This window comes from Streptomyces himalayensis subsp. himalayensis (assembly GCF_013778455.1).
Classification (GTDB): domain Bacteria; phylum Actinomycetota; class Actinomycetes; order Streptomycetales; family Streptomycetaceae; genus Streptomyces; species Streptomyces himalayensis.
On sequence record NZ_JACEHE010000018.1, the window covers coordinates 17649 to 31015 of the forward strand.

A 13367-nucleotide genomic window follows, 5' to 3' on the forward strand; every position below is an offset into this window, starting at 1 on the left:
CCATACCCCCCGCCCGTAGTTCACTGGGCCCCGACGAGCACGCACAGCGGATTGACGCGCGGATTGACGCGCGCGCACAGCGGATACGGAAGGCGGGTTCCATGGGCGCTGGGCACGACCACGGGCATGCGCACGGCGTGTCCGCGACGGGTACGGCGTCGGCCGCGTACCGCGGGCGGCTGCGCATCGCGCTGACGATCACGCTCACCGTCATGGCGGTCGAGATCGCCGGAGGCATCGCCGCGGACTCGCTGGCCCTGATCGCGGACGCAACGCACATGGCCACGGACGCGCTCGGGCTCGGCATGGCGCTGCTCGCGATCCACTTCGCCAACCGCCCCGCGACCGCCAACCGCACCTTCGGGTTCGCGCGGGCCGAGATCCTCGCCGCGCTCGCCAACTGTGTGCTGCTGCTCGGTGTGGGCGGCTATGTGCTGTTCGAGGCGATCGAGCGGTTCATCACTCCGGCCGACACCCGGGGCGGGCTGACCATCGTGTTCGGCCTCATCGGCCTGGTCGCGAACACGATCTCGCTGGTCCTGCTGATGCGCGGCCAGAAGGAGAGCCTCAATGTGCGCGGCGCCTTCCTCGAGGTGATGGCGGACGCACTGGGCTCGCTGGCCGTGATCCTGTCGGCAGTCGTCGTCCTGACCACCGGCTGGCAGGCCGCCGACCCGATCGCCTCGCTCGTCATCGCCCTCATGATCGTGCCGCGGACGGTGAAGCTGCTGCGGGAGACGCTGAACGTCCTGCTGGAGGCGGCCCCGAAGAACGTCGACATGGCGGAGGTGCGGGCGCACATCCTGGCTCTGCCGAGTGTCGAGGACGTGCACGACCTGCATGCCTGGACGATCACGTCCGGCCTGCCGGTGCTCTCCGCGCACGTGGTCGTGAGCTCCGACGTCCTCAACACGATCGGCAACGAGAAGGTGCTGCACGAACTGCAGGTGTGTCTGGGCGATCACTTCGACGTCGAGCACTGCACGTTCCAGCTGGAGCCCGGCGGGCACGCGGAGCATGAGCCGCGGCTCTGCCACTGAGCCCGACGGCACCCACAGCGAGGTCCGAAAAAGGCGCCCGCGCGATCGCCACCGGGTGTTAACCTTCCCAGCGATCCCTTGAGGAGGTGGGTTGATGACCGTCGTCGCGGCGACCGCTGCCATGCGCAGCGACAGGTGCATCCCCGTCTCCCGGGCTCACGGCTGAGCTGCCACGCGCACATCGGCCGGGCCCCCTTCAACCAAGGGTTTCTCACGGTGACCGACCACGACACCGGCGCATACAGCGCCTTCTTCGAGCTGCACCACGGCCTGCCCCGGCAGGGGCCAGGCTCCGACGCCACCACCCGGCACCTCCTCTCCCTCGCCGGCCCGCTTCCGGACCGGCCGCGAGTCCTCGATCTGGGGTGCGGACCGGGCCGGTCCGCACTGCTCCTCGCGGCGGAGGCGGGCGCGGAGGTGACCGCTGTCGATCTGCACGAACCGTTCCTGGACGAGCTGCGCGCGGCCTCCGAGGCGCGTGGGCTCTCGCACCTGATCCGTCCCGTCAACGGCGACATGGGAGAGCTCCCCTACCCGGACGGTTCCTTCGACCTCGTCTGGGCGGAGAGCTCGGCGTACAGCATCGGTTTCGACACAGCGCTGCGCGACTGGCGCCGGCTGCTCGCGCCGGGTGGTGCGCTCGTACTCACCGAGTGCGTGTGGACCACCGAGGCGCCCAGCGCGGGTGCTCGCGCGTACTGGGAGAGCGCGTACCGGCTGCGTACGGCCGAGGAGAACGCGCGTGCGGCCACGGCTGCCGGACACACGGTGATCGGCGTATACGCGCAGCCCGATTCCGACTGGGACGAGTACTACGTACCGCTCGCCGCACACGCCGACGCGGCCGATGCGGCGGCGCCCGGCATGGCCGACGCCATCGCCGCCACACGCGCGGAGCTGGCGATGCGGCGCGAGCACGGCAACGAGTACGGCTACGCGGGCTTCGTGCTGCGCCCGGAGGACATCCGCTGATCACACCTTCGGGATGCATGTCCCGCTGCCCTTCGGGGGTAGCGGGACATGCGGGGGCGCCGAGTCCCGGGACTGCCGGACACGTACGGCAGACTTGAGGTTCGAAGACCGATACGAAGGATGCGCATGCCGATCACACCTGCCACCACGGGGCACAGTTCATCAAGGGGGCACCTCCCAGGCGCTTCAGGCTCTGGGGGAGGCACCTCAGAAGCGATCTTGCTGGAACTGGTCGACGAGGACGGCAACACGATCGGCACGGCGGAGAAGCTCGCCGCCCACCAGGCCCCCGGGCAGCTCCACCGGGCCTTCTCCGTCTTCCTCTTCGACGAGCAGGGGCGGCTGCTGCTGCAGCAGCGCGCGCTCGGCAAGTACCACTCCCCCGGTGTGTGGTCGAACACATGCTGCGGGCACCCGTATCCGGGCGAGGCGCCGTTCGCCGCTGCGGCCCGCCGGACGTACGAGGAGCTGGGCGTCTCGCCCTCGCTGCTCGCCGAGGCCGGCACGGTCCGCTACAACCACCCGGATCCGCACTCGGGCCTGGTGGAACAGGAGTACAACCACCTCTTCGTCGGGATGGTGCAGGCACCGCCCAGGCCGGACCCGACGGAGGTTGGCCTGACCGCGTTCGTGACCGCCGACGAGTTGGTGGAGCGGCACGCGAGGGACCCGTTCTCGGCCTGGTTCATGACGGTGCTGGATGCGGCGCGGCCCGCGATCAGAGAGCTCACGGGGCCTGCGGCCGGCTGGTGAACGGCCCCGGGACGAGGGGCGCGGGGGTTTCCGGGTTCCGGCCCGGACCCCCGGATCGCCCTTCGGGCTCGTCCCCTTGAGCCCCGCCGGAGGGGCATGGGACGGCTACACCAGGTCCGGCTTGAGGGGGAGGGCCGCCCAGATGACCTTGCCCCCACTGGCGGTGTGTTCGACATCGCACACGCCGCCCGCCTCGCGCGTGATCTCCCGCACGAGAAGCAGACCGCGGCCTCCGGTCTGACCGTAGTCGGCCTCCAGGGCCGTCGGGCGGTACGGATGGTTGTCCTCGACGGAGACCCGGACCCATTCGGATCCGACGGCCACCTCCACAGCGAGCATGGGCGAGAGCAGTGCGGCGTGCCGTACCGCGTTGGTGACCAGCTCGGAGACGATCACCAGCAGCCCCTGGACCACTTCGTCGGCGGCGGGCACACCCTGCCGGGCGAGCAGATCGCGGACCGCGTGCCGTGCCTGGGGCACCGATGCGTCCACGGCGGCGGCGGTGAACCGCCAGACACCCTCGTACGGCTGGGGACACCCCTGGATGGAGTCAGGGGGAGCCACGGCGGGACTTCGCTCGGTGCCCCCGTCCACCGGTGGGTGAGGGCCGGACCCCCACCCGCTGTCGTCCATGGTCCGCTCGCCACCCTTACGCTCGATTGTCGCCACGCAAAGAGTGTTGGGAATGTCCCGGTCCATACCGGACCACTGACGCAAAGTCAGCAAGTATCGACGGCTTCTGATCGTTGGCGTATGACACCGTCAGTTGTGTGACTGCTCCTGCCCTTGTTGTGCTGCCTTCCGAGGCTCTTCGGTTTGTATGGGCCGGGTTGTCTGGGTCAGGTCGATAAATTGACCGGCTTCCCCCACCAGTGCCCACCGGATCGACCCGGCTCGTCACCACCCGTTTTCGCTTCGCCCGGCTGAGGTCGATCCGCCTCCGTGAGCCGGTCGGAGACAAGGCTCACGATGCGGCGTCCGCCGATGCCGGACGCGATCAGGCCAAGGCCGTCGAAGAGCAGGGCGAGCGAGAAGAAGGTGCCGATCACATAGAGGCTGTTTCCCGGCCATTCGATCAGTACCAGCACGCCGAGCAGGATGCCGAACGCGCCCTGCACGATCGTCCAGCCGAACTGCGGCCCGCGTACTACCAGGCCTCCGACGAGCCGGAACACTCCACCGGTGAGGAACAGCAGTGCGGCGAACATGGTCAGCGCCTCGGCCGCGCCCTCAGGATGCCGGATGACGACGACACCCGCGGCCAGATTGAGAGCGGCGACGACGGCGCCGAGCCAGAAGAAGCTGCTGCCCCTGGACTGGACGGCGTGCAGCAGTCCGATGAAGCCGCCGACGAGCAGCAGCCAGCCGAAGAGCAGCATCGAGGTCAGCGTGGCGATGGCGGTGTAGACGAGTCCGACCAGACCGGCGAGCACCAGGACCGCACCGAACGCTGCCAGCCAGCCGAAACTGCGGCTGAGCTGCCGTCCCTCGTCCTTCGCTCCGGGTTTCGACACAGCGCGCCTCCTCACCTTCGGGCGCCGCCGGACCAGGGCGGCTGCGCGACTCTGCCACCCCTTCTTGATCATACGTTCGGGGCCTGCGGATAGCATCCGCCTCATGGAGCCGCAGCTGCTGCACAGCGTCGCCGACGGCGTCGCCACCGTCGTCATCCACCACCCGGCGAAACGCAACGCCATGACCGCGGACATGTGGCGGGCCCTGCCTCCGCTGCTGGACGGGCTGGCGACGGATCCGGCCGTACGGGCTCTGGTGATGACCGGTGAGGGCGAGACGTTCTGTGCGGGCGCGGACATCTCGTCGTTGCGGGAGCCCTCGGAGAGCACGGGAGCCGAGTCCGGAGGTTCCGGCGGTTCCGGAGGCTCTGGAGGTTCCGGCGGTTCCGGCGGCGCGCAGGTCCTGGCCGTGGAGGCCGAGGAGGCGCTGGCGGCGTTTCCCAAGCCGACGCTCGCGGCGGTGCGGGGGCACTGCGTGGGTGGCGGATGCCAGCTCGCGGCCGCTTGCGATCTGCGCTTCGCCGACGAGGACGCGCTGTTCGGGGTGACGCCGGCGAAGCTGGGGATCGTCTATCCGGCCTCGTCCACGCAGCGGCTGGTGTCGCTGGTGGGACCGGCCACGGCGAAGTACCTCCTGTTCTCGGGCGAATTGATCGACTCCGGTCGTGCGCTGCGCACCGGGCTGGTGGACGAGGTGCTGCCTGCCGGGGAACTCGGCAAGCGCATCGCGGAGTTCGCGCGTGTGCTGGTCTCGCGCTCGCAGCTGACGCAGGCGGCGGCCAAGGAGTTCGCGGACGGGCGCGTGGACCGGGCCGCGTACTGGGCGGAGCAGGCGCACGGCAGCGGTGACAGGGCGGAGGGGGTGGCCGCGTTTCTGGAGCGCAGGCGTCCGCGGTTCGAGTGGACCCCCGACGGGTCTGCCGACGGGCCTACTGCAGGATGAACCGGCTCTTGGAGCGCCACTCCTCCACCAGGTCGGCGGGGGCCTTCTGCGGGGATCCCGCGTCGTAGGGCGGCTGCGGGTCGTACTCGGTCAGCAGCTGCACGGACTGGGCGTGGCGGTCGCCCGCGATCATGCCGACGAGGGTGAGCCCCATGTCGATACCGGACGAAACGCCTGCTGCCGTCACGTACTTTCCGTCGATCACGACCCGCTCCCCCGTCGGCTCGACGCCGAACTGCTTCATGTAGTCCAGCGCCAGCCAGTGTGAGGTGGCGCGGCGGCCCTTGAGCAGGCCCGCGGCCGCCAGGAGCAGCGAGCCGGTGCACACGGACGTCGTCCAGGTGCTGGTGGCGTCGACGGTGCGCAGCCAGTCGAGCAGCGTCTCGTTCTCCATCTGCGGGGTCTGGCCGGGGCCGCCGGGGACGACGACGATGTCAGGGCGGGTGACCTCGGCCAGGGTCTTGTCCGCGGTGATCGCGAGTGTTCCGCGGTCGGTGCGGACGGGGCCCGTCTGTTCGGCGACGAAGACCAACTCGGCGTCGGGGAGGCGGCCGAGTGTCTCGTACGGGCCGACTGCGTCGAGGGCGGTGAAACGGTCGAAGAGGACGATGGCGATCTGCATGGGTCTGCCTTTCAGTGAGGGTCAGCGTGCACTGACGGACTGGTGCCGTTTACTGAGGGACTGGTGCGTGGAAGCGGCGGCGGTATTCGGCGGGTGCCGAGCCGAGTGCCTTGAGGAAGGCGCGGCGCATCGCCTCGGGGGTGCCGTAGCCGCAGGCGCGTGAGATCTCCTCGATCCCGTCGGAGGTGTCCTCCAGGAGTCGGCGCGCGTGTTCGATGCGTACCCGGTCGACGTACCGGCCCGGTGTCATGCCGGTCTCGGCCCGGAAGGCGCGGGCGAAGTGGCGCGGCGAGAGCCTGGCGCGTGCGGCGAGCGACTCGACCGAGAGGTCTCCGTCGGGATGCTCGGTGATCCACTGCTGGACGTCGCGCAGCGGTTCGCGCTGCGCGGTCTGCGCGGCGAGCTGGGCGCTGAACTGGGCCTGGTTGCCGGGGCGGCGGAGGAAGACGACGAGATGCCGCGCGACGGTGAGCGCCGTTTCACGGCCGAGGTCCTCCTCGACGAGCGCGAGGGCAAGGTCGATGCCGGAGGTGACCCCGGCGGACGTCGCGACGTGTCCGTCGCGTACGAAGATCGGGTCCGGGTCGACCTCGACGGCCGGATGGTTACGGGCAAGCCGGTCGCACACGTTCCAGTGTGTGGTGGCCCGGCGGCCGTCCAGGAGTCCGGCCTCGGCCAGCAGCAGCGCTCCGCTGCACACGGAGACCAGACGCTTGGCCCTGGGGGCCCTCTCGCGCAGCCAGTCGATCAGCCGCGGGTCGGGCTGCCTGGTGCCCTGGCCCCCGGGGACGACAAGGGTATGCGGGTCCGGCGCGTCGTGGAGAGCGCCGTCCGGGACGAGCGTGAGCCCGCTGGAGGTGCGGACGGGCCCGCCGTCGAGCGATGCGGTGCGGATGCGGTACGCGTCCGGGTCCCCCGAGGACCTGGCGGCGCCCGTGAACACCTCCACGGGACCGGTGACGTCCAGGCTCTGGACGTCGTCGAAGAGGACGACGAGGACGGTTCGGTGCTGCGCCATGACTTGATTCTTGGATGCGCGCATGATGGCCGCAATGTCGAATCCCCCACCAATCCTGCCATCGGGCGGGGCGGTGCAGATTCCGCCTTTGCGGGGCGGTGCAGATTCCGCCTTCCCCGGCATACCAACCAGTCGGTAATCTGCGCGGCATGAACTCACCCCTGCCGGAGCGCGCCGGCCGCCGCTGCCACAACGCGATCAATCCGCTGCACTCGGCCCACTACTTCTCACCGGACCTCGGGACGGAGCTGGCGGGGATCGGCATCGAGGACAGCAACGCCGCGTACTTCGGCGCCCGGGCGGCCGCCATGGGCCCGGTCGGAGCGGGCACGGTGACGGCCACGTTCTACAACTTCAAGCACGAGCTCGTGGCGCAGCACGTCCCAGCGGTCTGGCGGATCGCCTCTCCGGAGAGGGTCCTCGCGGCACGCGCGCGTGCCGTCGACGCGACGCTGCACCGGCTGCTCGGAAAGGAGGCGCTCGCCTCGAAGGAGATGGCCGAGGCGGCAGGCCTCGCTCTGCGCGCCACCGAGGCCTGCAGCAGGACGGCACGGCCGCTGTACGCCGCGCACGCCGACCTGCCCGTACCGGAGGAGCCGCACCTCGCGTACTGGCACGCCGCGACCCTCCTGCGCGAACACCGCGGCGACGGGCACCTCGCCGTCCTGCTGGACGCGGAACTCGACCCGCTGGAGGCCCTGGTGACCCACACCGCGACCGGCAAGGGCATGTCACCGAGGTGGGTCCTGGGTACCCGCGGATGGGCCCGGCAGGACTGGGAAGCGGCGACGGAGCGACTGCGCTCGCGCGGACTTCTCGACGCGGACGGCGAGTTGACGGACGCGGGGGTCGCGCTTCGGCGGGATCTCGAGACTGAGACGGACCGGCTGGACCGTGCGCCGTACGAACACCTGGGCGCGGCGGGCGTCGAGCGGCTCACCGAACTCGCGGCGGGCTTTCTTGGGGCGGCTGTGGCGGCGGGGGCCTTTCCGGCCGGGATGATCGGCAAGAACTGACCCCAGCGGATCGCTTCTCCTGGGAGCCGAGGCCGGCCGATTGCACCCGAGGCCGGCTGATTGCACCCGAGGCCGGCTGATCGCAGCAGACCGCATGACCGCGGCCGCAGTTGACGTCAGCCGACCGCGGCCGGCTGCATGGCCCGAGCGAGCCGAGGTACCCGTGTGTCTCCGGCCGATCCGGGCCGTTCCGGGTCGTACGCGGCCGGAGGACGAAAGGGGAAGACGTGTTCCGTGCTTTTGCAGATGTGCTGCGCCAGATCGGGGCCGCCGTCGCCACCGTGGTGACGCTGCCCTTCCGGGCCCTTGCCCGGCTGTTCGGCGGCGCCGCCCACTCGACGCGCCGCACGGGGCGGGCTCGCCGGGTGTGACCCGGTGTGCGCCGGACCGGCGCCGGCGATGCGCCGGACCGGCCGTCCGGCTCGAACCCCTCCGCCCGGCAGGCCGCGACCGTCAGCTCCCGCAGGTCGTAGCCGTGCCGGAAGCCGCGTCGGGCACCGGCGCCTCCGCCTCCCTCCCCTCCCTTGTCGCTTTGACTGTCACCCTCGCCTCGTCGCGCCCACGTGCCCGGTTGTCGGTGGGGCCTGCCACAATTGCGGCGCAACCTCAGTGGAGAAGGCGGTACGGGATCGTGACGACACCCCTCGTAGGGTCCATCGAAGGCAGGATCGCCGAGGAGCTCGGCGTACGGGAGCGGCAGGTCAAGGCTGCCGTGGAGCTGCTCGACGGCGGTTCGACGGTGCCCTTCATCGCCCGCTACCGCAAGGAAGCGACCGAGATGCTCGACGACGCGCAGCTGCGCACGCTCGAGGAGCGGCTGCGCTATCTGCGGGAGCTGGAGGAGCGGCGGACGGCGATCCTCGACTCGGTGCGCGAGCAGGGCAAGCTCACTGAGGAGCTGGAGGCGCAGATCCGCGGTGCCGAGACCAAGGCGCGTCTCGAGGACATCTACCTGCCGTTCAAGCCGAAGCGGCGCACGAAGGCGCAGATCGCGCGCGAGGCGGGTCTCGAGCCTCTCGCCGAGGGGCTTCTCGGCGATCCGTCGGTCGAGCCGGTGGCCGCCGCCGCGGCCTTCGTGGACGCCGACAAGGGCGTCGCGGACCCGCAGGCGGCCCTGGACGGCGCCCGCGCCATCCTCACCGAAGGGTTCTCGGAGGACGCGGACCTCATCGGCGAGCTGCGCGAGCGCATGTGGACCCGCGGGCGGCTGGCCGCCAAGGTGCGGGAGGGCAAGGAGGAGGCGGGCGCCAAGTTCGCCGACTACTTCGACTTCGACGAGCCCTTCACCGAGCTGCCCTCGCACCGGATCCTGGCGATGCTGCGCGGTGAGAAGGAGGAGGTCCTGGACCTCGTTCTGGAGCCGGAGGAGCCCAGGGACGAGCCCGGCCCCTCCTCGTACGAGGCGATCATCGCCAGCCGCTTCGGGGTGGCCGAGCGCGGCCGTCCCGCCGACAAGTGGCTGGTGGACACGGTGCGCTGGGCCTGGCGCACGCGCATCCTGGTGCACCTGGGCATCGACCTGCGGCTGCGGCTGCGTACGGCCGCGGAGGACGAGGCGGTGCAGGTCTTCGCCGCGAACCTGCGCGACCTGCTGCTCGCCGCCCCTGCCGGCACGCGCGCGACACTGGGGCTGGACCCCGGATTCCGTACGGGCGTGAAGGTGGCCGTGGTCGACGCGACCGGCAAGGTCGTCGCGACGGACGTGATCTACCCGCACGTCCCGCAGAACAAGTGGGACGAGGCCATCGCCAAGCTCGCGCGGCTCGCCAAGGAGCACGCGGTCGAGCTGATCGCGATCGGCAACGGCACGGCGTCGCGCGAGACGGACAAGCTGGCCGGTGAACTGATCACGAAGCACCCTGAGTTGAAGCTGACCAAGGTGATGGTGTCCGAGGCGGGCGCCTCGGTGTACTCGGCCTCGGCCTTCGCATCGCAGGAGCTGCCCGGCATGGACGTGTCGCTGCGCGGCGCCGTCTCCATCGCCCGCCGTCTGCAGGACCCGCTGGCAGAGCTGGTCAAGATCGACCCGAAGTCGATCGGTGTCGGCCAGTACCAGCACGACCTCTCCGAGGTGAAGCTGTCGCGGTCGCTCGACGCGGTCGTCGAGGACTGTGTGAACGGCGTCGGCGTGGACGTCAACACGGCCTCCGCGCCGCTGCTGGCCCGGGTCTCCGGCATCAGCAGCGGCCTTGCCGAGAACATCGTCGCCCACCGGGACTCGAACGGCCCGTTCCGTTCGCGGCAGGCGCTCAAGGACGTGGCGCGCCTTGGCCCGAAGGCGTACGAGCAGTGCGCCGGCTTCCTGCGGATCCGCGGCGGCGACGACCCGCTGGACTCCTCCAGCGTGCACCCCGAGGCGTACCCGGTGGTGCGCCGCATGGTGAAGACCACGGGCAGCGATGTCGCGTCGCTGATCGGCAATACGGGGGTGCTGCGCTCGCTCCACGCCGACGAGTTCGTGGACGAGACCTTCGGTCTGCCGACCGTGACGGACATCCTGCGGGAGCTGGAGAAGCCGGGGCGGGATCCGCGTCCGGCGTTCAAGACGGCCACGTTCAAGGAGGGCGTCGAGAAGATCTCCGATCTGTCGTCCGGGATGGTCCTGGAGGGCGTGGTCACGAATGTCGCCGCGTTCGGTGCGTTCGTGGACGTCGGTGTCCATCAGGACGGTCTTGTGCATGTGTCCGCGATGTCCAAGACGTTCGTCAAGGACCCGCGGGATGTGGTGAAGCCGGGCGACATCGTCAAGGTGAAGGTGCTGGATGTCGACATTCCGCGTAAGCGGATCTCGTTGACGCTGCGGTTGGACGACGAGGCTGCGCCTGCGTCTTCCTCTTCTGCCGGGGGTGGGCGACCCCAGCGTGGGGGGCGGCCGCCGCAGCAGCGGGGGCAGCAGGCGCGGCAGGGGCGCGGGGGTGGTGGGGCTCGGCAGGCTCCTCCGCCGCCTGCGAACAGTGCGATGGCTGATGCGCTTCGGCGGGCCGGGTTGGTTGACCCCGGGCGGGGTCGGGGCTGACGGTTGGCCCCCGCGGTGCGGGGTTGGTGTCGTACGCCAGCCAGTAACCGGAACGGGGGATTGTGCCCACCCTCCCCCAGCTACCGCCGGAGGTGCCCCCAGCCCTGCGGAACGCCTGCCCACAACGGTGCGGAGCGGTTTCCCACAACGGGGGCGCCGCGCCATCCGGTCAGCGCTCCGTCACCTTGCCCTCCGTCACCTCCAGGCGCCTTGTCGTGTGTACCGCGTCCAGCATGCGGCGGTCGTGGGTGATGAGGAGCAGCGTGCCCTTGTACGAGTCGAGGGCTGACTCGAGTTGTTCGATCGCGGGCAGGTCGAGGTGGTTGGTCGGCTCGTCGAGGACGAGGAGGTTGACGCCGCGGCCCTGGAGCAGCGCCAGGGCCGCGCGGGTGCGTTCGCCCGGGGAGAGGCTCGCCGCCGGGCGCAGCACATGGTCGGACTTGAGCCCGAACTTGGCCAGCAAGGTGCGTACCTCGCCGGGCTCGGTGTCGGGGACGGCCGCGCAGAACGCGTCCAGCAGTGACTCGGAGCCGTGGAACAGCGCCCGGGCCTGGTCCACTTCGCCGATGACGACGCCCGATCCGAGCGCCGCGTGGCCCGCGTCGAGCGGCACGCGGCCCAGGAGGGCGGCGAGGAGCGTGGACTTGCCCGCTCCGTTGGCGCCGGTGACGGCGATCCGGTCGGCCCAGTCGATCTGCAGCGTCACCGGCCCCAGTACGAAGCCATCGCGCCGTACCTCGGCGTCGCGCAGGGATGCGACGATCGCGCCGGAGCGCGGCGCCGCGGCGATCTCCATCCGCAGCTCCCACTCCTTGCGCGGCTCCTCGACGACGTCGAGCCGCTCGATCATGCGCTGGGTCTGCCGGGCCTTCGCGGCCTGCTTCTCGCTTGCCTCGCTGCGGAACTTCCGGCCGATCTTGTCGTTGTCGTTGCCCGCCTTGCGCCGGGCGTTCTTGACGCCCTTGTCCATCCAGGTGCGCTGCATCTGCGCCCGTTCCTGGAGGGACGCGCGCTTGTCGGCGTACTCCTCGTACTCCTCGCGGGCGTGCCGGCGCGCGGTCTCGCGCTCCTCCAGGTACCCGTCGTATCCACCGCCGTAGAGGTTGATCTGCCCCTGGGCGAGGTCGAGTTCGAGGACCTTGGTCACGGTGCGGGCGAGGAACTCCCGGTCGTGGCTGACGACGATGGTTCCAGCGCGCAGACCGGTGACGAACCGCTCCAGGCGCTCGAGTCCGTCCAGGTCCAGGTCGTTCGTCGGCTCGTCCAGCAGGAACACGTCGTAGCGAGACAGGAGGAGGGATGCCAGCCCGGCGCGGGCCGCCTGCCCGCCCGACAGCGACGTCATGGGCTGGTCGAGCCCGATGCGCAGCCCGAGCGAGTCGGCGACCTCCTCGGCGCGCTCGTCCAGGTCGGCGCCACCGAGGCCCAGCCACCGCTCCAGGCTCTCCGCGTAGGCGTCGTCGGAGCCCGGCTCACCGTCGACGAGCGCCTGGGTGGCCGCGTCCATGGCGCGCTGTGCCTCGGCAACCCCGGTACGCCGGGCCAGGAACTCCCGTACGGTCTCGCCGAGGCGCCGTTCCGCCTCCTGTGGCAGATGCCCCACGGTTGCGGAGGGCGGCGACAGGCGCAGCTCGCCCTGCTCGGGGGTGGCGAGCCCGGCCAGCAGGCGCAGCAGCGTGGACTTCCCGGCGCCGTTGGCACCGACGAGTCCGATCACGTCCCCCGGCGCGACGACGAGGTCGAGCCCGGAGAAAAGAGAGCGGTCGCCGTGGCCGGCGGCGAGGTTCTTGGCGACGAGAGTGGCAGTCATCAGGCCGTCGATCCTAACGAGAGGTGGGAGCGAGGGGCGGACCGACCACGGCGAGGCCCGCCCCGGGCGGTCAGAGCAGCCCCGCCAGCTTGTACAGCACCAGTGATCCCGCAACGGCCACGTTCAGGCTCGCGCCCGTCCCGACCATCGGGATCTCCACGCACACGTCCAGCAGGTCCAGCGCCTCGGGCGGGATGCCGTTCTGCTCGTGTCCGAGCACGATCACCGTCCTTTCCCGGGCGGGCGGAAGGTCGGCGAGGCGAATCGCCTCATCAGCCAGCTCGACGCCCACGATGCGTGTCCCGCGCTCGCGCTGACGCTCCAGCCAGCCCACCGGGTCGCCCGTCCAGTGCACACACGGCGGCTTGCGCAGCGTGTTCCCACGGGCCAGCGCCTCCGGCACCCAGGGGAAGCGCGGCACCGTCAGGCACGCCCCGGTCGCGTCACACGTACGGGCGAGGGTGCCGAGGTTCGCGCCGTGCAGCGGCCACAGGGGCGCCACGTAGAGGTGGTCCCAGCAGGCGTGGGAGCGGGGGCGGCGCGCGCGGCGCAGTTCGCCGGGAGTGCGCGTACGGATCGACGGTCCGCTCTTCCGGGCGCTCACCGCGCCACGGAGGCGTACCTCCAGCTCTTGGCAGAAGTCATCGTCGTAGGGGCGACATA

General features: G+C 70.8%; 12 protein-coding genes and 1 pseudogene. 7 read left to right on the forward strand and 6 right to left on the reverse strand.

The features are described from left to right. Positions 1–101: 101 nt before the first annotated feature. From H1D24_RS26675 to idi, 3 genes and pseudogenes are all read left to right on the forward strand, one after another. Positions 102–1040 (forward strand): cation diffusion facilitator family transporter, encoded by a 939-nt coding sequence (locus H1D24_RS26675; RefSeq protein WP_181660248.1) that lies wholly within the window; start codon positions 102–104, stop codon positions 1038–1040. A gap of 216 nt (positions 1041–1256) precedes the next feature. After that, positions 1257–2009 (forward strand): annotated as a pseudogene (locus H1D24_RS26680) (class I SAM-dependent methyltransferase); the annotation flags it as partial. Between the two features lie 129 nt (positions 2010–2138). Beyond that, entirely contained in the window at positions 2139–2765 is a 627-nt protein-coding gene (gene idi, locus H1D24_RS26685) for an isopentenyl-diphosphate Delta-isomerase (protein WP_181660250.1), read from the forward strand. A gap of 105 nt (positions 2766–2870) precedes the next feature. Here the strand turns inward: idi and H1D24_RS26690 are convergent, their stop codons facing one another. Continuing rightward, on the reverse strand, positions 2871–3398 hold the full coding sequence (locus tag H1D24_RS26690; protein ID WP_181660360.1) for an ATP-binding protein: 528 nt from the start codon (positions 3396–3398) through the stop codon (positions 2871–2873). 206 nt (positions 3399–3604) lie between these two features. Beyond that, positions 3605–4279 (reverse strand): HdeD family acid-resistance protein, encoded by a 675-nt coding sequence (locus tag H1D24_RS26695; protein ID WP_309484451.1) that lies wholly within the window; start codon positions 4277–4279, stop codon positions 3605–3607. A gap of 103 nt (positions 4280–4382) precedes the next feature. On the opposite strand from H1D24_RS26695, the gene H1D24_RS26700 reads away from it, so the two are divergent. After that, the gene (locus H1D24_RS26700) at positions 4383–5222 is read left to right on the forward strand and encodes an enoyl-CoA hydratase/isomerase family protein (protein WP_181660252.1); all 840 of its coding nucleotides are present in this window, start codon (positions 4383–4385) and stop codon (positions 5220–5222) included. Here the strand turns inward: H1D24_RS26700 and H1D24_RS26705 are convergent. Both H1D24_RS26705 and H1D24_RS26710 read right to left on the reverse strand, forming a co-directional pair. Next, a complete protein-coding gene (locus H1D24_RS26705) occupies positions 5209–5844 on the reverse strand; it encodes a DJ-1/PfpI family protein (protein WP_181660253.1) in 636 nt (211 codons plus the stop codon). The two genes, H1D24_RS26700 and H1D24_RS26705, sit on opposite strands and share 14 nt — an antisense overlap. A 49-nt stretch (positions 5845–5893) precedes the next feature. Next, positions 5894–6862 (reverse strand): GlxA family transcriptional regulator, encoded by a 969-nt coding sequence (locus H1D24_RS26710; protein WP_181660254.1) that lies wholly within the window; start codon positions 6860–6862, stop codon positions 5894–5896. A 149-nt stretch (positions 6863–7011) separates the two neighbouring features. On the opposite strand from H1D24_RS26710, the gene H1D24_RS26715 reads away from it, so the two are divergent. The 3 genes from H1D24_RS26715 (at position 7012) to H1D24_RS26725 (ending at position 10894) form a co-directional block, all read left to right on the forward strand. Next, positions 7012–7878: an SCO6745 family protein gene (locus H1D24_RS26715; protein WP_181660255.1), complete on the forward strand. Its 867-nt coding sequence runs from the start codon at positions 7012–7014 to the stop codon at positions 7876–7878. 227 nt (positions 7879–8105) lie between these two features. Further along, a complete protein-coding gene (locus tag H1D24_RS26720; RefSeq protein ID WP_181660256.1) occupies positions 8106–8249 on the forward strand; it encodes an LPFR motif small protein in 144 nt (47 codons plus the stop codon). 260 nt (positions 8250–8509) lie between these two features. Next, positions 8510–10894, forward strand: a complete 2385-nt coding sequence (locus tag H1D24_RS26725; protein ID WP_181660257.1) for a Tex family protein — start codon at positions 8510–8512, stop codon at positions 10892–10894. A gap of 169 nt (positions 10895–11063) precedes the next feature. Here the strand turns inward: H1D24_RS26725 and H1D24_RS26730 are convergent, their stop codons facing one another. Both H1D24_RS26730 and H1D24_RS26735 read right to left on the reverse strand, forming a co-directional pair. Then, on the reverse strand, positions 11064–12704 hold the full coding sequence (locus H1D24_RS26730) for an ABC-F family ATP-binding cassette domain-containing protein (RefSeq protein WP_181660258.1): 1641 nt from the start codon (positions 12702–12704) through the stop codon (positions 11064–11066). Positions 12705–12774: 70 nt separating this feature from the next. After that, positions 12775–13308 (reverse strand): TrmH family RNA methyltransferase, encoded by a 534-nt coding sequence (locus H1D24_RS26735; protein WP_309484452.1) that lies wholly within the window; start codon positions 13306–13308, stop codon positions 12775–12777. Positions 13309–13367: the final 59 nt, after the last annotated feature.

Coding starts and splice junctions, on each gene's coding strand:
- H1D24_RS26675 (WP_181660248.1), top strand. CDS start 102: ATGGGCGCTGGGCACGACCACGGGCATGCGCACGGCGTGTCCGCGACG.
- idi (WP_181660250.1), top strand. CDS start 2,139: ATGCCGATCACACCTGCCACCACGGGGCACAGTTCATCAAGGGGGCAC.
- H1D24_RS26730 (WP_181660258.1), bottom strand. CDS start 12,704: ATGACTGCCACTCTCGTCGCCAAGAACCTCGCCGCCGGCCACGGCGAC.
- H1D24_RS26690 (WP_181660360.1), bottom strand. CDS start 3,398: ATGGACGACAGCGGGTGGGGGTCCGGCCCTCACCCACCGGTGGACGGG.
- H1D24_RS26715 (WP_181660255.1), top strand. CDS start 7,012: ATGAACTCACCCCTGCCGGAGCGCGCCGGCCGCCGCTGCCACAACGCG.
- H1D24_RS26705 (WP_181660253.1), bottom strand. CDS start 5,844: ATGCAGATCGCCATCGTCCTCTTCGACCGTTTCACCGCCCTCGACGCA.
- H1D24_RS26710 (WP_181660254.1), bottom strand. CDS start 6,862: ATGGCGCAGCACCGAACCGTCCTCGTCGTCCTCTTCGACGACGTCCAG.
- H1D24_RS26700 (WP_181660252.1), top strand. CDS start 4,383: ATGGAGCCGCAGCTGCTGCACAGCGTCGCCGACGGCGTCGCCACCGTC.